General features: G+C 71.9%; 8 protein-coding genes. 3 read left to right on the forward strand and 5 right to left on the reverse strand.

Translation table 11 applies throughout. The features are described from left to right. Nucleotides 1-12 precede the first annotated feature (12 nt). The gene (locus ACGF5C_RS05505) at nt 13-843 is read right to left on the reverse strand and encodes a carbohydrate ABC transporter permease (protein WP_393296934.1); all 831 of its coding nucleotides are present in this window, start codon (nt 841-843) and stop codon (nt 13-15) included. Further along, nucleotides 840-1,724 carry a carbohydrate ABC transporter permease gene (locus ACGF5C_RS05510; RefSeq protein ID WP_393296936.1) on the reverse strand — a complete coding sequence of 295 codons (885 nt, stop codon included), beginning with the start codon at nt 1,722-1,724 and terminating at the stop codon, nt 840-842. The genes ACGF5C_RS05505 and ACGF5C_RS05510 overlap by 4 nt, the downstream gene beginning before the upstream one ends. 234 nt (nt 1,725-1,958) lie before the next feature. On the opposite strand from ACGF5C_RS05510, the gene ACGF5C_RS05515 reads away from it, so the two are divergent. After that, nucleotides 1,959-2,222, forward strand: coding sequence for a hypothetical protein (locus tag ACGF5C_RS05515; protein ID WP_393296938.1), 264 nt, complete (start codon nt 1,959-1,961; stop codon nt 2,220-2,222). A 166-nt stretch (nt 2,223-2,388) separates the two neighbouring features. Here ACGF5C_RS05515 and ACGF5C_RS05520 read toward each other — a convergent pair whose 3' ends face one another. The 3 genes from ACGF5C_RS05520 to ACGF5C_RS05530 all read right to left on the reverse strand — a co-directional run bounded on the left by ACGF5C_RS05520 (nt 2,389) and on the right by ACGF5C_RS05530 (nt 6,406). Continuing rightward, nucleotides 2,389-2,871 (reverse strand): hypothetical protein, encoded by a 483-nt coding sequence (locus ACGF5C_RS05520; protein ID WP_393296939.1) that lies wholly within the window; start codon nt 2,869-2,871, stop codon nt 2,389-2,391. A gap of 442 nt (nt 2,872-3,313) precedes the next feature. Next, nucleotides 3,314-5,182, reverse strand: coding sequence for an AMP-dependent synthetase/ligase (locus ACGF5C_RS05525; RefSeq protein WP_393296941.1), 1,869 nt, complete (start codon nt 5,180-5,182; stop codon nt 3,314-3,316). 39 nt (nt 5,183-5,221) lie between these two features. Beyond that, entirely contained in the window at nt 5,222-6,406 is a 1,185-nt protein-coding gene (locus ACGF5C_RS05530; protein ID WP_393296943.1) for a hypothetical protein, read from the reverse strand. A gap of 898 nt (nt 6,407-7,304) precedes the next feature. Here ACGF5C_RS05530 and ACGF5C_RS05535 point away from each other — a divergent pair. Together ACGF5C_RS05535 and ACGF5C_RS05540 are read left to right on the forward strand one after the other, a co-directional pair. Next, nucleotides 7,305-21,461 carry an amino acid adenylation domain-containing protein gene (locus tag ACGF5C_RS05535; RefSeq protein ID WP_393296945.1) on the forward strand — a complete coding sequence of 4,719 codons (14,157 nt, stop codon included), beginning with the start codon at nt 7,305-7,307 and terminating at the stop codon, nt 21,459-21,461. Between the two features lie 43 nt (nt 21,462-21,504). Then, a complete protein-coding gene (locus ACGF5C_RS05540; RefSeq protein WP_393296947.1) occupies nt 21,505-22,440 on the forward strand; it encodes a TauD/TfdA family dioxygenase in 936 nt (311 codons plus the stop codon). Nucleotides 22,441-22,461: the final 21 nt, after the last annotated feature.

Here is a 22,461-nt window from a genome sequence, read left to right on the forward strand (position 1 = left end):
CTTCTCGAAGGTTCAACGCAGCGCGCCGGCGGTCAGGCCGCGGACGATGTGGCGCTGACCGAGAATCACGACGGCCAGCGTGGGGAGCAGGGAGAGCGCGACGCCGGCGAGGACGAGACCCGGCTGCGCCGCCTCGGCATCGTTGAGCTGGGAGATGCCGATCTGAAGGGTCTGGAATTCGGTGTCGCGGATCAGGATCAGCGGCCAGAAGTACTGGTTCCACGCCGAGAGGAAGACGTAGACCCCGACCGCCGCGATCGAGGGCTTGGACAGGGGCACGACGACCCGCCACAACAGGCGCCAGTGACCGCACCCGTCGATTACCGCGGCGTCCCGCAACTCGGTCGGGAACTGCAGGAACGCCTGACGCAGCAGGAACGTGCCGAACGCCGAGGCGAGGAAGGGCAGCACCAGGCCGAGGTACGTCAGCCCACCCCGCGTCAGGCCCCAGCCGGAGATAGCCAGGTAGTTGGGAATGATGATCGCTTCCCACGGCACCATGAGGGTGGCGAGGAACAGGCCGAAGGTCGCCGCCTTCGCGGGCAGGCGAAGAAACGCGAAGGCGTACGCGGCGAAGATGCTGGTGACGACCTGTGCCACCGTGATGACCCCGGCCTGGACGGCGGAGTTCACGTAGAAACGGCCGAGCGGCACCGAGCGGAACACGTCCCTGATGTTCTGCCAGTGCAGTTCCTGCGGCACCAGCGCGGGCGGGTAGGTCGCCAGGTCACCGGGGCCCATGACGGCGCCGACGAAGCCGTAGTAGACCGGGAACAGAACGGGGATCGCGGCCAGGCCGAGCACGACGTAGACGGTGGCCTGCCCGAGGCTGGGCTTCTTCATCGGTAGTGGACCCGCCGTTCGAGGATGCCGAATTGGACGGCCGTGCAGCCGAGCATGATGACCAGCAGCACGACGGCCTGCGCACTGGCCGCGCCGAAGTCGGAGGAACCGAAGGCGAACGCCTTCTCGTAGATCGAGTAGACCAGCGTCGTCGTGGCCTGGTCCGGCCCGCCCTTGGTCAGGATGTGGATCTGCCCGAAGCTCTGCAACGCGTGGATCGTGGACACCACGACGAGGAAGAACAGTTGCGGGGAGAGCAGCGGCACGGTTATCCGCGACGCCAGCCGCCAGCCGGTCGCGCCGTCCAGCCGCGCCGCCTCGATCACCTCGGGCGAGATGGCCGACACTCCGGCGGAGAGCACGAGGATGTTGTAGCCGAAGTTCATCCACACCGTGGCGACGCAGACGGCGGGCAGCGCGATCGACGGGTCGGTGAGCCAGTTGACCCGGTCGATCCCGAGATATCCGAGCAGGCCGTTCGCCACTCCGATCGCCGGGTTGTAGATGACGGCGAAGACAACCGATGCGGTCGCCACCGAGAACGCGAACGGCAGCGCGAACGCGGTGCGCAGCGCCCGTACCCCGCGGATGCGCGCCTCGAGCAGCAGCACCACGAAGAGCGCGCCCAGCACGGCCGGCACCACGGAGAACAGCGTGAACAGCGCCGTCGTGGCCAGCACCTTGCCGAACTCCCCGGACAGCATCTCCCGGTAGTGCTCCCCGCCGACGTACTCGGACGGGGCGCCGAAGATGTCGTTTCCGTGCACGGACAGATAGAGGGTTCGCCCGAGCGGCCAGAACACGAACAGGGCGAATATCGCCACTGAAGGCACCAGCATCAGCCACGCGAGACCGGGTTCGCCGAAGCGTGCGAGCTGCACGCGTCGGGAGGTGGAACGCGTGGATTTGACGGTCAGGGAGCGGTCGCCCGGTGGCGCGCTGACGGTGCGAGGGGGAGACACCGCAGCACAGTACCAACATCATCGAAAGATGGAAATCATTCGCTCGGCGGTTCAAGGTCGAGGGCTGCGGCGGACCCCGCCAGCGGTTGCCGGCTGCAACACTGCTGGCGATAGCCGGTGATGGACGCCTCTTGTGCCACCAAGGAGTCGGAGTTGCGCCTGCCCCGTGAGCCGCACCCGGTCGACCGGCCGGGTCCTGTCCTCCTCATGATCGTGTGCGCTGGTCTCGGCACGGTCGCCGCGAGCGGATGGAACGGTGACGGAGGCCGCATCCAGCCGATCGCGGCAGTGCTCGCCATCGTGCTGTTCGCGTGTTTCCTGATCCTGTTTGCGGTCTTCTGGGTTGGGTGGCTGATGCGAGGACACGAGTTGTGGCGCGAGGAGCGGCGACGGTCAGGAGGCGCCGACAGCGATTGAGCGTGGTCAGGCAGGCCGAGGCTCGTGCCCGATCCGTCCCCGACACAGCGGTCCTTCGCCCGACCCTCGGTGACTCCCGCGTGTGGCCGCCACCCAGGCACCCCGCGTGTGCGCTCAGGGCTCCATCGGCCTGCGTGGTGAAGGGGTTTTGCCTAACCCGGCGAACCTATGCGGCCACGGCACGAGACAGGTGGGGCGCCATATGGCGGAGGATCAGCCGAGCTGGCTCGTGATATTCGAGGACGACGTCGGGCTGCTTGTCGGCATCCGGGGTCCCGTCACCTGCCTGGCCGTGACTGGCGACCCGTCCGGGTGCCGGTGACGCGCCAGCGATCACGTCGATGTTCACGCGCTGCACGTCAGCGTCGGTCTGCGCAAACGGTTCGCTGGTGATCACGGCAAGCGTCGACTCAGGCTCTCCGTCCTCGGGCGGCAAGCCGGCGACGGACGGATTCGGCTTCGAAACCACGCAGCGGCACGCCAGACCGCGAGCGTGCAGCGCCCGCGTGAGCTGACCGACGAAGGTGAGGTGCGAATCGGGGCATGTGACCGCCACACGCAAACTCCTGCCGACCGCCGCGGCTGCGATCGCATCGGCGACGGCGGAAAGCACCTCCCGCTCGCGGGCGATCGCAGAAAGATCATGCACAGTTAGCCCCTTCCACCCGGACGTGTCGCTCTGGCGCGTGATGAAGATCCCGCCCGGTACGCAGGTCTGGCCCCCGGCTGTGTGGCCGGCGCGGCTTCCACCCCCTGCCAGCACAAGCGCAACGAACGTGGGTACCTGTTACACCGTCCTCACCAGACTGGCCGTTGCGGTGAGCCGTACAGTCCGAAGTGCGGCAACCGACTCAACCGCTGGAGCCACAATCCGACCGGTTGGATCTTGTGTGCCGCCTCCTTACGGAGCTCGCTGCCGCGCCTCGGTCGCCTTGCGCCCACGCAGAACGCTCGGCGGGGAGACCCCAGCCGAGCGCCTGCGGAAACCACTCGCCGCCTGATCAACAGGACTACGTGGTGCGTCGCGGCGTCCCTCGTGGCCTGGTCGGCCGGCGTGCTACCCGGTCCCGGTGAAGACTGTCTCGTACGTTTCACCGGCTGTCGGCGTAGAGCGCCTCTATGTCGGTGGCGTAGCGGTCGGCGATGACGCGGCGGCGGAGTTTGAGGGTGGGGGTGAGCTCGCCGGACTCGGGGGTCCAGGGGGATGGGAGGACTCTGAAAGCCTTGACCTGCTCGGGCCGGGCGAGCTTGGCGTTCGCTGCCGCGACCGCCGCCGCTATCTCCGAACTGACCCTCTCGTCCTCGAACAGGGCGGCGACGTCCGACGGGTCGGCGTTGTGACGGACGGCCCAGGCGGCGAGGGCTTCGGGGTCGAGGGCGACGAGGGCGGTGATGTGGGAGCGGCGGTCGCCGACGGCCATGGCGTGCCCGATGAGCGGGTGCAGGCGCAGCAGGTTCTCCACGCGGGTCGGCGGGACGTTCTTGCCGGTGGAGGTGATGATGAGTTCCTTCTTACGGTCGGTGATGGTGAGGTAGCCGTCGCCGTCCAGAGTGCCCACGTCGCCGGTGGCGAACCAGCCGTCGGCGTCCGTCAGCGGCTCCACCTCGCCGTCGTCGCCGAGGTAGCCGAGGCAGATCAGCGGACCGCGTACGAGGATCTCGCCGTCGGCGGCCAGTCGAAGCTCCATGCCGGGGTTGGGCCGCCCGACCGTGCCGGGTCGGAAGGCCTCGGGGAGGTTGACCGTCGCGGTCGCGGTGGTCTCGGTCATGCCCCAGACCTCGAGGACGTCGATGCCCAGTCCGGCAAGTGAGAACAGAATGTCGACCGGGATGGGCGCGGCGCCGCTGGTGGCCCATTGCAGCCGGTCCAAGCCGAGCTTGGCGCGGATCGGGCTGAGCACCTTCGCGTCGAGGGCCGCCAGTTGCGCCGCCAGGTCGGGCGGCACGGGGCGGCCGGCGGCGCGATGCTCGAAGGCAGCCCGGGCTGCCGTGCTCGCGGTTTCGTAGGCCGCGCGGATCGGGGCGTCGGCAGCCGCCAGTTGCGCCTGCACTCCGGCGGCGATCTTCTCCCACACCCTCGGTACGCCGAAGAACTGGACCGGACGGACCGCACGCAGCGCGGCGGTGAGCTGCGACTGGTCGGGACAGGCGGTGACGTGTGCGCCGCGGTAGACGGGTTGGTAGATGCTCAGCATCCGCTCGGCGATGTGCGCGAGTGGAAGGTAGGCGACTGTGTGCGGGTGTGGGGTGAGGCTGACCGCCTCCTCCAGGACGGCGGCCTGGTAGATGACGTTGTGGTGGCTCAGCACCACGCCCTTGGGGTCACCGGTGGCTCCCGAGGTGTAGAGCAGGGTCACCGGGTCCTCCGGCCGGATGGCGCTCCACGTGCGCCGGAACGCGGCGGGGTCGGCGCGGTGCGCCCGGTCCCCCGCCGCGGCGACCTGACGGAGGGTGACGACCCCCTGCTCTTCCGCAAGGGCGTCCACGACGACGACCAGCCGCAGGTCGGGCAGGTCCCTCAGCAGGTCCCTCCACTTGTCGAGCATGGCGGCGTTCTCGACGACGAGGGCGCGGGCCCGGCTGTGCCGGGCGACGTGGCGCAGCTGTTCCGGGCTTGACGTCGGGTAGACGCTGCACGGCACCGCGCCGGCGTGTACAGCCGCGAGGTCGGCCAGCCAGTGCTCCGGCCGATTGCCCATCATGAGCAGCAGCCGGTCGCCTGGTTGCACGCCCAGGGCCGAGAAGCCCCGGGCCAGTACGGTCACCCGCTGGTAGAGCTCGGCCCAGGTGAGGGTCTCCTCCTGCCCGAGGCAGCTGAGCGCGGGAAGGTCACCGAACGCGTCGGCGTTGCGCTGCACCAGCGCCGGCACGGTCAGGCCATCGGCGGCGGCCGCGCATCGAGCAGCGACCGCCGCCGTGTCCGGGGTGGCCCGGACGTCGACACGGGTTCCAGGGACCATGTGATGGGCTCCGGTCAGTAGTGTCCGATGGAAGGGAGATCAGTTCGTCGAGGGGCCGACGAGGTACTGGTGCGCATCGGTGACGTGCTGGGCCAGGTAACGCATGAACGGGGTGCCTCCGGTGCCGGTCTCGACCGGGTTGGCCGAAGAGTTCTGCTGCTGGCCACGGATGTACGTTCCCGCGTACTCCATGTGCTGACGGCGGAACTCGGTGGCCCCCTCGATGCAGCGGTCGTAGGCGGCCACGAGCGCCGCGTCGTCGGCATGCTCCAGGACGAAGGTGCGTACTGACGTCCGCTTGCCGAACTCCTCGATCAGCGCACGATGGGACGGCGGCATGTAGTCGCGGAGCTGGATCAGGTGCGCGCCGAGGGTGTCCTGGCTGTAGTCCATGCCCAGCACGGCGTCCAGCGCCGGGATGATGGAGCTCTGCGCGCCGGTCTCGCCACGGAACTTCTGTCCCTGGTCGCCGTAGGCGGTGACGCCCTCGTACACCACACCGTCGGGGAGTCCGGGGTTGTCCATCCACCCGAAGATGAACTGGCGTACCCGGTGGTAGTAGACGTACGGGTCGCACTTCTCCGGCATCCGCCGCAGGATGGCGATCATGTTCTCCAGCGTCTGGCCGACGGTGTCGAGGTGCGTGGCAACGGCCGCCACGTCACCGGCCGCCGCGGCGTCCTGCGCCAGCGCGGCCGCGCAGATGCCGGGGCCCGCCGACGCCTCGATGGCCACGTGCACGAGGACGAACCAGTCCTCGTCGAGCCCGCCGCGGAAGTTCTCCAGCCGCACGATGTTGCCGAGTGCGATCGGGCCGTCCGGATCCAGCCGGCGCCAGTTGTAGAGCGCGTGCGAGGCGTAGGACAGCACGGGCGGGCGGCCCAGCTTCGTCGCCGTCTCGTACCACGGTTTGGCGACGCAGGCCGGCAGTCGGTGGCGGGGTTCCTCGCCGCCGAAGACGTAGGCGTGTCCGAGATAGGAGAGCAGGAGCATCGCCCGGTTGAGCTCGTTGCGGTCGAGATCGGCGATGTCGAGCTCGGGCAGCCGTTCGATCCACTCGTGCACCCGGCCGGCGCTGAGCAGCTTCGGAAGCTCGACGGCCAGGTCCTCCCATGCCTGATAGGCCTCCGGGAGTCGCCGCACGGGATCCTCGGTCGGCAGGAAGCCGCGCTCGGTGTCCACGCCGTGCCGCGCAAGCAGATCGGATGCTGTTTCGTTCTGCACTGATCCTCCTCAAAGCCCTGTCCGGAAGGGTGTCGTGGGGTGGGGGCGGTGTCGCAGGCCGCGGCGGGCGGGGCAGGACCAGAATGCGGTCGCCGGTCAGCCGGTCGCATCATCCGACGTGGATGACGAAGTGCGGTCGAAACACCCGGTAATCCTGCGGGCGCCACGCTTAACGAGCCGCAACAGCCGGCAGCGCCATAGACGCAGGAGGATGTGTGGGCACAACCCTAGGTGTGCCTCGGGTCTGCGTCAAGCATGGATGGACGTCTCAGTGAGTTGCTCGAAATAAACGCGTCCCGATGCGTCATTGGGCCTTGACGCTCCATAGTGACGTCGGTTGTACTGCTCTCCAGAACATTGGCGGTCCTCGCATGATCATGATCATCCGGCCGCCTGCCAGGCAACGAAACGGGGGACGTTGTTCGTGATCAACATGGCTGTTGCAGCCCGGTGCGGGCCCCAGGCGGGCTGGCGCCGGGCTTTTCGTGTCGCGTCGGTGTCGCCGCCGTCGGCGCGAACTGCGTGTGATTCCAGTGCGACGGATGCGCGCTGAGTCGTGTTGGCCTGCGCAAACTCTGCCTCGAGGCGGCCTGCGGGAAGTTGCTTGGGGCTGTCAGCTGTGCATGGCGTCGTCCGCAACCGACGTCAGGTCCTCCTGGTCTGATCGGTCGCGTCGGCCTGCGGGATTTCTTGCCCGCGGGTTCTGACCACTGATTCTGCATTCTTCACGCAGCGTTAACGGCCCGTTATGTGACCGGCGCAGGAATGTTCTCTGCTCGTCGACGAAATTGCTGAATGACCCCGACCTTCGCAGGTCGTGGGGCTGGGTGCCCTGCATGCCTGCCGCAAGGCAATTACCCACGGTTCGAAGATTTACGGGGGTAGATTAGTGCTTCGTATGGAGGATTCGGCGGCAGCCAGCCGGCCGGCGACCAGCCTTCCGCTGTCCTCGGCCCAGTCCGGGATCTGGTTCGCCCAACGACTGGAGCCGGAAAGCGCAATCTACCGAGCCAGCGAGTACCTGGAGATGCACGGCGCCGTGGATCCCGAGGTCTTCGAGCGGGCGCTGCGTACCGTGGTGGGCGAGGCGGACGCGCTGCACGTGCGCTTCGCCGAGACCACCGACGGGCCGAGACAATCGGTGGACGGATGTCCGCAGTGGACACTGCACCGGGTCGACGTGAGCAACGCCCCTGATCCGCGCGCGGCGGCCGAGGAATGGATGCGGGCCGACCTGACCCGGCCGGTCGACCTCACCCGCGGGCCGCTGTTCACCCAGGCGCTGTTCGCCGTCGCGCCTGACCGGTGGTTCTGGTACCACGCCTACCACCACATCCTCATCGACGGTGCCGGTGGCGCACTGCTCGAACGACGGGTCGCGGAGGTCTACACCGCGCTCGCCGAGGGGCGGCCGGTGCCGCCGTCGCCGTTCGGCTCGGTGCTCGACCTGCACCGTGAACAGCGGGAGTACGAAGGCTCCGAGGCATACCTGGCCGATCGCAGGTTCTGGTTGGAGCAACTCGCCGACACACCGCCGCCGCTGGCGCTGACCTCGCGCAAGCTGCACCGCTCGGCGGAGTTCGTGCGGCACCGCGACCGGCTCTCCCCGCCGGGGCAGGCCGCTCTGGACCGGGCGGCGGAGACGGCGGGTGTCGGCGCGGCCCGCATCGTGATCGCGGCCATCGGCGCCTATCTGCACCGGCTGACCGGCGCCCGTAGCGTGGTGCTGGGGTTTCCGGTGGCCGTGCGGCGTGGCGGCGCCGGCCGTACGACGCCGGGCATGCTCGCCAACGTGCTGCCGCTACGACTGGAGATCACTCCGTCGACGGGGGTGGCGGACCTCGTCGCGCAGGCCCGGATCCGCATCCGCGAGGTGGTCGAGCGTCAGCGCTTCCGTGGTGAGGAACTGCGCCGCGAGTTGGCGCTGCCGACCGGGTACCACCGGTACTTCGGGCCGATGGTCAACGTCATCCCCCTCGGGCCGGACCTGCGCTTCGGCGCGGCCACCAGCACGGCGTACAACATGTCCCGGCGGCTCATCGAGGACCTGGTCGTCACCGTCTACGACCGCGACGACGGACGCCCGATCGAGGTCGAGTGCGACGCCAACCCGGCGCTGTACGACGAGGCGACGCTGGTGGTCCGGCACCGGCAACTGATCGGTTTCCTGGAGCGGTTCGCCGCCGCCGTCGCCGACCCGGAGCAGCACGGCACGGCCGTCGGTGACGTGCCGCTGCTCGACGACGCCGAGCGGCACGAGATCCTGGTGAGTCGTAACCGCACCCGCCGCCCCGCGCCACCGCGGACGTTCCCTGAGCTCTTCGCCGACGCGGTGGACAGGTTCGGTGACCGGCCCGCGGTCGAGTACGAGGGCACGCGGCTGACCTATCGGCAACTGGCCGAGCGGACCGACCGTCTCGCCGGACTGCTGGCCGCCAAGGGCATCGGTGCCGAGGACGTCGTCGCCGTCGTCACGCCCCGGTCGGCGGAGTTCGTCGTCGCGGTCCTCGGCGTGATGAAGGCCGGCGCCGCCTACCTGCCGATCGACCCGCAGTACCCGGCGCCGCGGATCCAGTACCTGTTCCGTGACGCGAAACCCGCCGCGGTCATCACCGCCGCGGCCACCACCGGTCCGGTGGGCGAGCTGGCCGACCGTGTCGGCGTGCCGCACGTGGCGCTCACCGACGGCCTGCTCGCCGCCGCTCCCGGCGCACCGGCACCCACGCCGCCCGGCGTCGCGCACCCGGCATACGTCATCTACACATCCGGCTCGACCGGCCTGCCCAAGGGTGTGGTCGTCTCGCACGCCGGGCTGGCCAGCCTGGCCGGCGCGTTCGTCGAGCGGCTGGTCGTCACGCCGGGCGACCGGGTGCTCCAGTTCGCTTCGCCGAGCTTCGACGCCGTCGTACCCGAGATGTGCATGGGCCTGCTGGCCGGGGCGACGTTCGTCCTGGCACCGCAGGAGCGGCTGCGGCCGGGTGCACCGTTGACGTCCCTGCTCGCCGACGGCGGCATCACGCACGTCATCCTGCCGCCGTCGGCGCTGACCGTGATGCGCCCGACCGAGGTCCCCGGCCGCGTCACCATCCTGGTGGCGGGGGAGGCGTGCCCGCCGGACCTGGCCGCCCACTGGGCGCCCGGCCGACGCATGGTCAACGGGTACGGCCCGACCGAGACCACGGTCTGCGCCACGATGAGCGAGCCGATGAGCGCCGACGCGCCCATCGGTGCCCCGATCTGGAACGCCGCGGTCTACGTCCTGGACGCCCGGCTGCGGCCGGTGCCCGACGGCGTCCCCGGCGAGCTGTACGTCAGCGGCATCGGCCTGGCCCGCGGTTACCTGGGCCGCCACGGCCTGACCGCGGAGCGCTTCGTCGCCGACCCGTTCGCGGGTGCGGCGGAACAGGCCGCCTCCGCGGGCGGCGCCCGGATGTACCGCACCGGCGACCTGGCGCAGTGGCGCCCCGACGGGACACTGGAATTCCTCGGCCGGGTCGACGACCAGGTCAAGGTGCGCGGCCACCGGATCGAACTCGGCGAGATCGAGGCGGCCCTCAGCCGGCTGGACGGAGTCGGGCAGGCCGCCGTCGCGCTCCGGCCGGGCAGCGCCGGCCCCCGTCTCGTCGGCTACCTGCGCGCGGCCGACGGCCGCCCGCTGGACACCGACGCGCTGCGCGCCGCGCTCGCCGAGGAACTTCCCACCCACCTCGTGCCGGCCGTACTCGTGGAGCTGGACAGCTTCCCGCTGACGCCCAGCGGAAAGGTCGATCGCAAGTCCCTCCCTGCGCCGTACGCGGACCGCCCGGCCTCGGCGGCGGCCACCCCCGGCACGGAACGGGAGGCGGCCCTGTGCGCGGTTTTCGCCGACGTGCTGCAGGTGCCCGAGGTCGGCGTCGACAGCGACTTCTTCCGGCTCGGCGGGCACTCGTTGCTCGCCGCGCAGCTCGTCCGGCGGATCAGCGAGGAGTTCGGCGTCGACGTCGGCATCGAGGCGGTGTTCGACGCGCCGACCGTACGCCGACTCGCCGCGCGTCTGGACGGCCAGCCCTCTCGAAAGCCGGTCGCGGCGCTGCGCGGTGCCGGCATCGTCTCGTCCGCGCAACGGCGGCTGTGGTTCATCTACCAGCTCGACGGGCCGAGCGCCGCGTACAACATTCCGCTGCTGGTGCGGTTGCGGGGTCGGCTCGACGTCGCCGCCCTGCGCGCTGCGGTCACCGACGTGGCCGAGCGACACGAGCCGCTGCGGACGGTCTTCCCGGACGACGGCGGCGAGCCGCGGATGCGGGTGCTGCCGGCCTCCGCGGTCGCGCTGCCCGAGGCGGTGACCGTGCCGGACGGCGAGCTGACCGCCACCCTGGCCGAGGCCGCCGCCCACCCCTTCGACCTGGCGACGGAGCCGCCGCTGCGACCGCGCCTGTTCACGGTCGCCGACGACGACCACGTGCTGCTGGTGCTGCTGCACCACATCGCCGCGGACGCCGGGTCGATCGGGCCCCTCGTCACCGATCTGGCGTACGCCTACCAGGCGCGGGTGAGCGGCACGCTGCCGTCGTGGCCGCCGCTTCCGGTGCGCTACATCGACTTCGCAGCCTGGCAACACGAGATCCTCGGCGACGTGGCCGACCCGGCCAGCATCGCGGCCCGGGATGCCGGCTACTGGCGCAAGGCCCTCGCCGGGCTGCCCGAACAGATCGACCTGCCCGGTGCCCGCACGCTGCCCGCCGAACCCACCGGTCGCGCCGCCACCGCGATGGTCCGCTTGGATCCGGCGGCGCACGGCGACCTGCTCGTTCTGGGCCGCGCCGAGGGCGCCACGCAGTTCATGGTGTTGCAGGCCGGTCTCGCGGCGCTGCTGACCCGTCTCGGCTCCGGCACCGACATCCCCTTCGGTATCCCGGTCGCCGGGCGCACGGAGGACGCCGTCGCCGGTCTGGTCGGGCTCTTCGTCAACACCGTGGTGCTGCGAGCGGACACCGCGGGCAACCCGACGTTCCGCGAGCTGCTCCGGCGGGTCCGTGACACCGGCCGGGACGCCCTGGCGCACCAGCGGCTGCCGTTCGAGACGCTCGTCAGCCTGCTCAACCCGGCCCGGGTGGCCGGTGGGCACCCGCTGTTCCGGGTTATGCTCGCCCTGGACAGCTCCTCGGCGGCACCGCCGGACCTGCCGGACCTCACCGCCGAGGTGTCGGTGATCGACGCCGGCGTGGCCAAGTACGACCTGTCCCTGAACGCGCGGGAGCTGCCCGAGGGCGGGATCACGATCGGCGTCGAGTACAGCCTCGACCTGTTCGAACCCGCCGCGGCCGAGGCACTCGCCGACCGGCTGGTGCGGCTGCTCGTCGCCGCGGCGTCCGCACCGGACCGCCCGATCGGCGCGCTGTCGCTGCTGGCGCCGGCCGAGCACGAGCGCCTGGTGCACACCTGGAACGACACCGGCCGCCCGGCCGAGCTCACCGACGTCGTCGAGGCGGTGCGGGCGCACGCGCGGAGCAGTCCCGACACGGTGGCGGTGGAGGACGCGGCGGGACCGGTGACCTACCGCGACCTGGTAGGCCGGGCCGACGCGGTGACCGGACAGCTGCTCGCTGCCGGTACCCCTGCGGAGGGGCGGGTCGCGGTCCTCGCGCCCCGTGGCACCGGCGTGATCACCGCACTGCTCGGCGCTCTCGGCGCGGGTGCTGCGTACGTGCCGCTCGACCCGGCCGCACCCGAGGCCCGCAACGCCGCCCTGCTCGCCGACACCGGCGCCGGAACCGTGCTCGCCGACCCGGCGCTGAGTGAGTACGCCGAGCGCGTGGTGGCACTGTCCGGATGCGACGTGCGGGTGCTGAACCTCGACGGTCGGACCGCCGGCGGCCCCGCGAACGCGGTGCCCCGGCACGATCTCGGTCTCGCCTATGTCCTGTTCACCTCCGGATCCACGGGCCGTCCGAAGGGTGCGATGGTGCACCGGGCCGGCATGGCCAACCACCTGGAGGCGAAAGTCGAGGAGCTTGGGCTGACCGGGCACGACATCGTGATCCAGAACGCCCCGCTCACCTTCGACATCTCGATCTGGCAGATGCTCGCGCCGCTGGTCGTCGGCGGCCGGGTACGCGTGCCGGACCGGGACACCGTCACCGACCCGGTCGCGTTGTTCCGGCTCACCGCGGACGAGGCGGTGACGGTGCTGGAGGTCGTGCCCTCCGTACTGCGGGTCGCGCTGGACGCCTGGGACGACGGCGACCCGGCGCCGGCACTGCCGGCGCTGCGCGCGCTCATGGTGACCGGCGAGGAGCTCGCCTACGACCTCTGCGACCGGTGGTTCGCCCGGTACCCGGCCATCGACCTGGTCAACGCGTACGGTCCCACCGAGTGCGCCGACGACGTGACGCACGCGCGGCTCACCTCGGCGTCGCTCGACGGACACGCTTCGGTGCCGATCGGCACCGCGATTCGCAACACTCGGCTGTACGTGTTGGGACCGAGCCTCGACGTCCTGCCCGCCGGGATCCCCGGTGACCTCTACGTCGGCGGCGTCGGCGTCGGCCGGGGATACCTCGGCGACCCGGCGACCACGGCGCGAACGTTCGTCGCCGACCCGTTCGCCACGCAACCAGGCGGCCGGCTCTACCGCACCGGCGACCGGGCCCGCTACCGGGCCGACGGCGCGCTGGAGTTCCTCGGCCGCGACGACTTCCAGGTCAAGATCCGCGGCCAGCGGGTCGAGCTCGGTGAGGTGGAGAGTCACCTGCGCGCGCTGCCGGAGGTCACCGACGCCGTGGTGACGGTGGTCCGCGACGCCGACGGGCGCGACCGCCTGGCCGGTTACCTGGTCGGTCCCGGTGATTACGGGCAGGTTCGCAAAGAGCTGTCCAGGGAACTGCCGGAGCACATGGTCCCGAGCGTGTTCGTCACGCTCGACGCGTTGCCGCTGACCGCCAACGGCAAGCTCGACCGGGCGGCACTGCCGGTGCCCGTCGTGGCCGGGACCAGCGGGCGGTCCGGTCGCGGGCCGGTGGAGGAGATCATCGCCGGAGTCTTCGCCGACGTCCTCGGGATCTCCCGGGTCGGCGTCGACGACAGCTTCTTCGAGTTGGGCGGGCACTCCCTGTTGGCCACCCGCGTGATGAGCCGGCTCCGGCAGGTGCTGGGCGTGGAGCTGCCCGTGCGGGCGCTGTTCGACGCGCCGACCGCCGCCGCCCTGGCCGGCCGGACCGCGACGACCCGCGACCGAGCCCGGCCCGCGCTGACCGCCCGGCCCCGCCCCGACGTGGTGCCGCTGTCGTACGCGCAGCGCCGGCTGTGGTTCCTCAACCGGCTCGAAGGAGCCAAGGCCACGTACAACATCCCGTTCGTGGTCCGGATCGACGGCGCCCTCGACCGGGCCGCGCTGCGGGCGGCGCTCGCCGACCTCGTGGGTCGCCACGAGAGCCTGCGGACGCTCTACCCCGAGGTCGACGGGGCACCCCGGCAGGCGGTGCTGTCGCCCGGCGCCGGTGTGCCGGACCTGCCCGTGCGCGACTGCGCACCGGACCGGGTCACGGCCGAGGTCGCGGAACTGGTGGGCGCGGGCTACGACCTCACCGCCGAACCGCCGGTGCGGGCCTGGCTGCTGGCCACCGGCACCGACCGGCACGTCCTCGTCCTGGTGCTGCACCACATCGCCGGGGACGGTTGGTCCACCGGGCCGCTGGCCCGGGACCTCTCCATCGCGTACGCGGCGCGCCGCTCCGGCCTCGCGCCCCGGTGGACGCCGCTGCCGGCGCAGTACGCCGACTACGCGCTCTGGCAGCGCGAGTGGCTCGGCAGTGAGCAGGACCCGGACAGCCCGATCGCCCGGCAGACGGCGTACTGGACGCGGGCCCTCGCGGACCTGCCCGAGGAGTTGGCCCTGCCGGTCGACCGGTCCCGGCCGGCGGTGCCGTCGGAGCGCGCGGGCCTGCTCCGCTTCGCCCTCGACGCGCAGCTGCACGCCGACGTCACCGCGCTCGCCCGGTCGACCGGCACGACGGTCTTCATGGTGCTCCACGCGGCGCTCGCCGCGCTGTTCACGCGGCTCGGCGCGGGCACCGACGTGCCGATCGGCGGGTCGGTCGCCGGCCGCACCGACGAGGCCCTCGACGACCTGATCGGGTTCTTCGTCAACACCCTCGTCCTGCGCACCGACACCGGCGGCGACCCGGCCTTCACCGAGTTGCTGGCCCGCGTTCGCGAGACCGACCTGGCCGCCTACGAGCACCAGGACCTGCCGTTCGAGCGCCTCGTGGAGATGCTCAACCCGGCCCGGACCCTGTCGCGCCACCCGCTGGTGCAGGTGAAGCTGATCCTCCAGAACGTGGTGCGGTCCAGCTTCGAGCTGGCCGGTCTCGACGTCGAACTCGACCCGGTCGATCCGGAGATGGCGAAGTTCGACCTGCTGCTGACCGCCGTGGAGCGGGCCGCGCCGGACGGCACCCCGCTCGGCGTCGACGGCGCGGCGAGCTATGCCGCCGACCTGTTCGACGAGGCCACCGTCGAGCTGCTGCTGGAGCGCTACCTGCGGCTCCTGCGCGCGTTCGTGGCCGACCCGGCGACCCGGATCGGTTCGGCGCCGTTGCTGTCGGACGAGGAACGCCGCGCCGCGCTGGCAGCGGCGGCCGGTCCGCGGCAGCCGGTGACCGGTGAGACTCTCGTCGACCTGTTCGCCGCCCAGGTGGCGCGCACGCCGGACGCCCCGGCCGTGGTCTGCGGCACCGAGAGCCTGACGTACGCGGCGCTGGACGAGCGGGCCGGGCGGCTGGCCCATGCCCTCGTGGCGCGGGGAGCCGGACCGGAGCGCGTCGTGGCGATGGCGGTGCCCCGCTCGGCCGAGCAGGTCGTGGCGGTGCTCGCGGTGCTGCGCAGCGGCGCGGCGTACCTGCCGCTGGACGCCGCGCTGCCGGCCGGACGGGCGGCGGCCGTGCTCACCGAGGCGGCGCCGTGCCTGTTGCTCACCACCGGCGAGGTGGCCGACCGATGGGCAGCCGACCTCCCCACGCTGGTCCTCGGTGGTGACGACGCCGACGGCGGCGACGCGCCCTGGCCGGCCGGGCCGCCCGGCGACCGGCACGCCGCGTACGTCATCTACACCTCCGGCTCGACCGGACGACCCAAGGGCGTCGTGGTGGAGCATCGCTCCGTCGTGGACTACGCCAGGCGCGCCGCCGGTTCGTACCCGGGAATCGACGGCGTGACCCTGCTGCACTCACCGATCGCCTTCGACCTGGTCGCCACGACGCTCTACGGCTCGCTGCTGGCCGGCGGCTGCCTGCACGTGGCCGACCTGGACGACACCGCCGTGCCGCCGACCGGCCGGTACACGTTCCTCAAGGCCACCCCGAGCCACCTGCCGCTGCTGGCCACCCTGCCGGAGGCCTGCTCGCCCACCGCGACGCTGATGCTCGGCGGCGAGGCGCTCACCGGTGAGCTGCTGCGACAGTGGCGGGAACGGCACCCGGACGTCACCGTCGTGAACCACTACGGACCGACCGAGGCGACCATCGGCTGCCTGGACCATCACATCCCGCCCGGCGTCACGCCCGGGCCGGGACCGGTGCCGATCGGCCGCCCGATGACCAACACCGACGCCTACGTCCTCGACGCGTTCCTCAACCCGGTGCCCGACGGCGTCGCCGGTGAGCTGTACCTCGGCGGGACCGGCCTCGCCCGCGGCTACCTGCGGCGACCCGGCCTGACCGCCGAACGCTTCGTTCCCGACCCGTTCACGCCCGGCGAACGGATGTACCGCACGGGCGACCTGGTACGACGCGGTGCCGACGGGACCGTTGAATACCTGGGCCGCACCGACGACCAGGTCAAGGTGCGCGGGTTCCGGATCGAACCCGGTGAGGTGTCCGCCGTGCTCACCGCGCATCCGGCGGTGTCGGCCGCCGCGGTGGTCGTGCGCGAGGACCAGGCGGGGGAGAAGCGGCTCGTCGGCTACGCCGTGACGGCGGCCGATCCCGAGCAGCTGCGCGCGCACCTGGCCGAACGGCTGCCCGAGTACCTCGTGCCGGCCGTCGTCGTGCCGGTCGACGCACTGCCGCTGACCGCCAACGGCAAGCTGGACCGCCGGGCGCTACCCGCGCCGGTCGCCACCGGCCGGGCCCACCGGCGCCGGCCGCGCAGCCCGCAGGAGGAGATCCTGTGCGGGATCTTCGCCGAGCTGCTCGACGTCGCCGACGTCGGCATCGACGAGAACTTCTTCGACCTCGGCGGGCACTCGTTGCTGGCGATGCGACTGCTCAGCCGGATCCGCTCGGTGTTCCGGGCGGAGCTGTCGATCCGGGCGATCTTCGACGCGCCGACGGTGGTCGCGCTCGCCGAACGGCTCAAGGCCGCCGGTGGCCGCACCCGTCCCGCCGTGACGGCCGCCGAACGGCCCGAGGTCGTGCCGCTGTCCTACGCGCAGCGCCGGCTGTGGTTCCTCAACCGGCTCGAAGGGCCGAACGCGACGTACAACATCCCGCTGGTGCTGCGCCTCACCGGAGCCCTGGACCGGCTCGCCCTGACCGCGGCGCTGGCCGACGTGGTGGCCCGGCACGAGAGCCTGCGTACCGTCCTGCCGGAAGTCGACGGCCTTCCCCGGCAGGTGGTCCTGTCGCCGGCCGCGGCCGCCACCGAGCTGGCCGTGCGCGACTGCCCCGACGAGGAACTCGCCGCCACCGTCGCGGGGCTGGTCAACCGTGGCTTCGACCTGACCACCGACCTCCCGCTGCGTGCCACGCTGCTCGCCCTCGGCCCGCGGGAACACGTGCTCGTCGTGGTCGTGCACCACGTGGCGGGCGACGGCTGGTCCCTCGGGCCGTTCGGCCGCGACCTGGCGCACGCGTACGGGGCCCGGCGGGCCGGTGGCGTGCCGACCTGGGCGCCGCTGCCGGTCCAGTACGCCGACTACGCACTGTGGCAGCACCGGTGGCTGGGCGACGAGGACGACCCGGAAAGCCCGCTCGCGCAGCAGTTGGCCTACTGGACGATCGCGCTCGCCGGAGCACCCCAGGAGCTGTCTCTGCCGACCGACCGGGTACCGCCGGCCGTACCGACCCACCGCGGTGACTCGGTGCCGTTCGCCCTCTCCCCGCAGGTCCACCACGGCCTCCTGGCCCTGGCGCGGTCGACGGGGACGAGTGTGTTCATGGTGGTGCAGGCGGCGCTGGCGGCGTTGCTGACCCGGTTGGGTGCGGGGTCGGACGTGCCGATCGGTACGCCGGTGGCGGGCCGGTCCGACGACGCGCTCGACGAGTTGGTGGGGTTCTTCGTCAACACGGTGGTGTTGCGGACGGACACGAGTGGGGATCCGTCGTTCCGGGAGTTGCTGGGCCGGGTGCGGGAGGCCGACCTGGCGGCGTACGGGTATCAGGATCTGCCGTTCGAGCGTCTGGTGGAGGTGCTCAACCCGGTGCGGTCCCTGGCGCGGCATCCGCTCTTCCAGGTCATGCTGATCCTGCACAGCGCCACACCCGTCAGCTTCGACCTCGACGGGTTCGAGATCGAACCGATCCACGTCGAGGCCGCCACCGCCAAGTTCGACCTGTCCTTCAGCCTCACCGAGCAGCGTGACGCCGAGTCGAACCCGGCCGGCGTCCACGGCCTCGTGGAGTACGCCACCGACCTGTTCGACCGCGCGACCGTCGAGACCGTCGCGGCCCGGCTGGCCCGGCTGCTCGATGCCGTCGTGGCCCAGCCCGAGACCCGCATCAGCGCCATCGACCTGCTGGGCGCCGAGGGGCGGGACGAGTTGCTGGTCAGCGGCAGCGGCGCCACCCGGCCGGTGCCCGACGGCACCCTGCCCTCGCTGTTCCGCGCCCAGGCCGCCCGTGAGCCCGACCGGATCGCCCTCGTACACGGCGACACGACGCTCACCTACGCCGAACTCGACCGCCGCTCCGACCGGCTGGCCGCCGCGCTGGCCGCACGCGGAGTGCCCCCCGAGGCCCGGGTGGCGGTGCTGATGAGCCGTTCGTGGCAGTACCCCGTGGCCGTACTGGGCGTGTTGAAGGCCGGCGGGAGCTACCTGCCGCTGGACCCCCGGAACCCGTCCGCGCGGCTGCGCCGCATGATCGCCGAGACCGGTGCGGTGGCGCTCATCACCGACCGTGAACACCTGGTCGACGAGCCGCCGCTGCACCCGCGGACGCTGCTGGCCGACGAGTCCGGTCCGGACGCCCACAACGGACTGCCGGTCGAGGTCCGGCCCGGGCAGCTCGCCTACGTGCTTTACACCTCAGGTTCCACCGGCACCCCGAAGGGCGTCGCGGTCACCCACCGCAGCGTTGTCGACCTGGTCGCGGACGGGTGGTGGCGGCACGGACCCGACGACCGTGTCCTCATGCACTCGCCGTACGCCTTCGACGCCTCGACCTACGAGCTGTGGGGACCGCTGCTCACCGGCGGCCGGGTCGTCGTGGCCGACGGCGACGGCATGGACCTGGCGGCGCTGGCGGACACGATCGTGCGGCACGGCGTCACCCGGCTGCTCATGGCCGAAGGCCTGTTCCGTCTGCTCGCGACCGAGCACACCGATGCGCTGGCCGGCGTGCGCGATGTCTACGTCGGCGGTGACGCGATGGCGCCGGCCATCGCCTCGCGCGTGCTCGCCGCCCACCCCGGTCTGCGGCTGACCAACAGTTACGGTCCGACCGAAACCACGCTCGCCGTCGTGCACCACGAGCTGACCCGGCCGCTGACCGCCGAGCGTCCGGTGCCGATCGGCCGCGCGATGGACAACACCCGGCTGTACGTGCTGGACGACCGGCTCGCGCCCGCGCTGCCCGGTACGCCCGGTGAGCTCTACGTGGCCGGTGAGGGGCTCGCCCGTGGCTACCTGGGCCGCGCCGGGCTGACCGCTGAACGCTTCGTCGCCGACCCCTTCGCCATCGAAGGTGCCGTCGGCGCCAGGATGTACCGCACCGGCGACACCGTGCGGCAACGGTCCGACGGCGAGCTGGAGTTCCTCGGCCGCACCGACGACCAGGTGAAGGTGCGCGGGTTCCGGATCGAGCTGGGCGAGGTGGAGGCGGCCCTCGCCGCCTGCCCGGGCGTCGGGCAGTCCGCCGTGCTGGTCCGCGAGGACCGGCCGGGTGAGCGGGCGCTGGTGGGCTACGTGGCGCCGGCCCGCGGAGCCGGGGCCACGACGATGCCCGACGTCGCCGTCATCCGCGACCGAATCGCCGAGGCGCTGCCGGACTACATGGTTCCGGCGGTACTGATCGCGGTACCCCGGATCCCGCTCAACACCAACGGCAAGGCCGACCGGGCGGCGCTGCCGGCCCCCACGGTGATGCCGACCGCCGAGGGCCGCAAGCCACAGACTCAGACCGAAGAGGTGCTGATTGCCATCGTCGCAACGCTGCTGCAACGGCCAACGGTGTGGCCGAGCGACAATTTCTTCGCCATCGGCGGCGACAGTATCGTCGCCATCCAACTGGTGAGCCGGGCCCGCGCCGCCGGCATCGTGATCACCCCACGGGACGTGTTCCGGCACCAGACCGTCGCCGACCTCGCCCGGGTCGCGCGTGTCGACGAGAACCCCGCGGGGACCGGTCCGGCCGCGGCCGACGGTGTCGGCGAGGTGCCCGAGACACCGGTGATGGGTTGGCTGCGCGAACTCGGTGGACCGATCGCCGGGTTCAACCAGTCCGTTCTCCTGGCGGTGCCCCCTGGGCTCGGGCTGCAGCGGCTGACGGTGGCGGTGCAGGCGCTGGCGGATCACCACGACCTGCTCCGCGCCCGGCTGCTGCGCGACGGTTCGGCCTGGCGCCTGGCTGTGCCGCCGGTCGGCGCGGTGCGGGTGGACGACTGGGTGCGCCGCGTCACCGTCCAAGCTGTCGAAGGCTCGGTCTTCCGCAACCTGGTGGCCGCCGAGGGCGAGCGCGCCCGGTGCCGCCTCGATCCCGACGCGGGGGTGATGGCGCAGTTCGTCTGGTTCGACCCGGGCCCGGATCGGCCCGGCCGGCTGTTGCTCGTCATGCACCACCTGGTGGTCGACGGGGTCTCCTGGCGCATTCTCGGGCCGGACCTGGCGGCGGCCTGGGAGGCCGTTGCCGCCGACCGGCCGGTGCGGCTGGAACCGGTCGCCACCTCCTTCCGCCGCTGGGCGCAGACCCTCACCGAGCACGCCCACCGCCCCGAGCGGCTCGCCGAGCTGGAGCTGTGGAGCGGGGTGACGCAACGACCCGACCCCCTCGCCGTGGCCTATCCGCTCGACCCGGCCCGCCACCGGGCGGGCGGCGTGCGGTCGGTGACGGTGCCGGTGCCCGGCGACCTCACCGCGGACCTGCTGACCGGTGTGCCCGCGGCCTACCACGCCCGGATCGACGACGTCCTGCTCACCGCGCTGGGAATCGCGGTCGCCCGATGGCGGAACGGAATGGTTCCCGACGCCGGCGACGAGACCTCGGTGGTCGTCGCGGTGGAGGGACACGGCCGGGAGGCGGTGGACCCGGAGCTCGACGTGAGCCGCACCGTCGGCTGGTTCACCTCGCTGCACCCCGTGCGGATCGACCCTGGAGCACTGGCGCCGGACGCGGTCGAGACGGCCGGTCCCGACCTCGGCGAAGCCCTCAAGCGGGTCAAGGAGCAACTGCGCGCGTTCCCCGACAAGGGCATCGGCTACGGGCTCCTGCGGTACCTCAACCCGGAGACCTCGGCCCGGCTCGCGGCCGCACCGCCACCGCCGGTCGCGTTCAACTACCTCGGCCGGTTGCGCACCGGCGGCGACGGCGGACCGGAGGCGACCGGCTGGACCGGCGTGGCCGGCGGGCCCTACGTCGCGGCGACCGACCCGGACCAGCCGGTGGCGTACGCGCTCGCAGTCAGCGCGGCGACCTACGACGGCGCGGACGGCCCGAGGCTCAGCACCACCTGGGTGTGGCCGGACGGGCTCTTCGACGAGGAGCGGGTGCGGGCACTGGCCGAGCTCTGGGTCAACGTGCTGGACGCGATCGCCACGCACGCCCTCCGCCCCGGCAGCGGCGGCTCGACGCCGTCGGACCACCCCCTCGTCCAGCTCAGCCAGGAGGAGCTGGACGAGCTCGAAGCCGAATGGGGCGCCTGACGCCACCACCGTCCGCACGGACTCTACGAAGAGGAGTGCCGCCATGACCGATAGCGAGCTGTGGAAGCCGCTGGAGATCAGCCCGTCCGACATCGGAGCCCAGCCGGGTGCCGACGGCCTGCTCGCCTGGCTGTCCGCTCAGGACGTCGGGGGTCTGCTGGTCGAGCACAAGGCACTGGTGTTCCGCGGATTCGGGGTCGCCCCGGCGACGCTGAACCCGGTGATCGACATGCTGCTGCCCAACCGGTTGGCCTACGTGCACGGCAACTCGCCGCGCACCAAGGTCGGTGACAACCTGTACACCTCGACGGACTACCCGCCGGAGTTCACCATCTCCATGCACAACGAGATGTCGTACGCCGCGCGCTGGCCCGCCCGGCTCATCTTCTTCTGCCAGCAGGCGCCCACCAGCGGCGGCGCCACCCCGGTCGTCGACGGCCGGCTCTGGCTGGACGCCATCCGCCCAGAGGTGCGCGAGGCGTTCGCCGGCGGGGTCCGCTACGTCCAGAATCTGCACGGCGGCCTCGGGCTCGGCAAGAGCTGGCAGGCCACCTTCGAGACCGACGACCGGGATGAGGTCGAGGCGTTCCTCAAGGACACCGACGCCGAGTGGGAGTGGCGGGCCGACGACGCGCTCTGGATCAGCCAGGTCCGTCCGGCCACCATCCGCCACCCCGTCAGCGGCCTCGAGGTCTGGTTCAACCAGGCCGACCAGTGGCACGTCGCGGGTCTCGGTGAGGAGGCCGCCGACCTGATGGAGCTGCTGAGCGAGGACGAGGCGCCCCAGTCGGCCCAGTTCGCCGACGGCAGTCCGATCCCCGCCGAATGGATCGTCCACATCCAGCAGGCCGGCCTGAAGCATGCGGTCGACGTCGACTGGCGCGAGGGCGACCTCATGGTCATCGACAACGTGCTCGTCGGGCACGGTCGCCGGCCGTACGCGGGCCAGCGCCGCGTGCTCGTCGCCATGTCGGACTGAGCCGCCCTCCCACCGCCGCCA

The sequence above is a fragment of the Micromonospora sp. NPDC047620 genome (assembly GCF_043205005.1).
Lineage (GTDB): Bacteria > Actinomycetota > Actinomycetes > Mycobacteriales > Micromonosporaceae > Micromonospora.

Bases quoted from the DNA above. Each gene is read 5' to 3' on its own strand.
- ACGF5C_RS05505 (WP_393296934.1), bottom strand. From the start codon at position 843: ATGAAGAAGCCCAGCCTCGGGCAGGCCACCGTCTACGTCGTGCTCGGC.
- ACGF5C_RS05525 (WP_393296941.1), bottom strand. From the start codon at position 5,182: ATGGTCCCTGGAACCCGTGTCGACGTCCGGGCCACCCCGGACACGGCG.
- ACGF5C_RS05535 (WP_393296945.1), top strand. From the start codon at position 7,305: ATGGAGGATTCGGCGGCAGCCAGCCGGCCGGCGACCAGCCTTCCGCTG.
- ACGF5C_RS05540 (WP_393296947.1), top strand. From the start codon at position 21,505: ATGACCGATAGCGAGCTGTGGAAGCCGCTGGAGATCAGCCCGTCCGAC.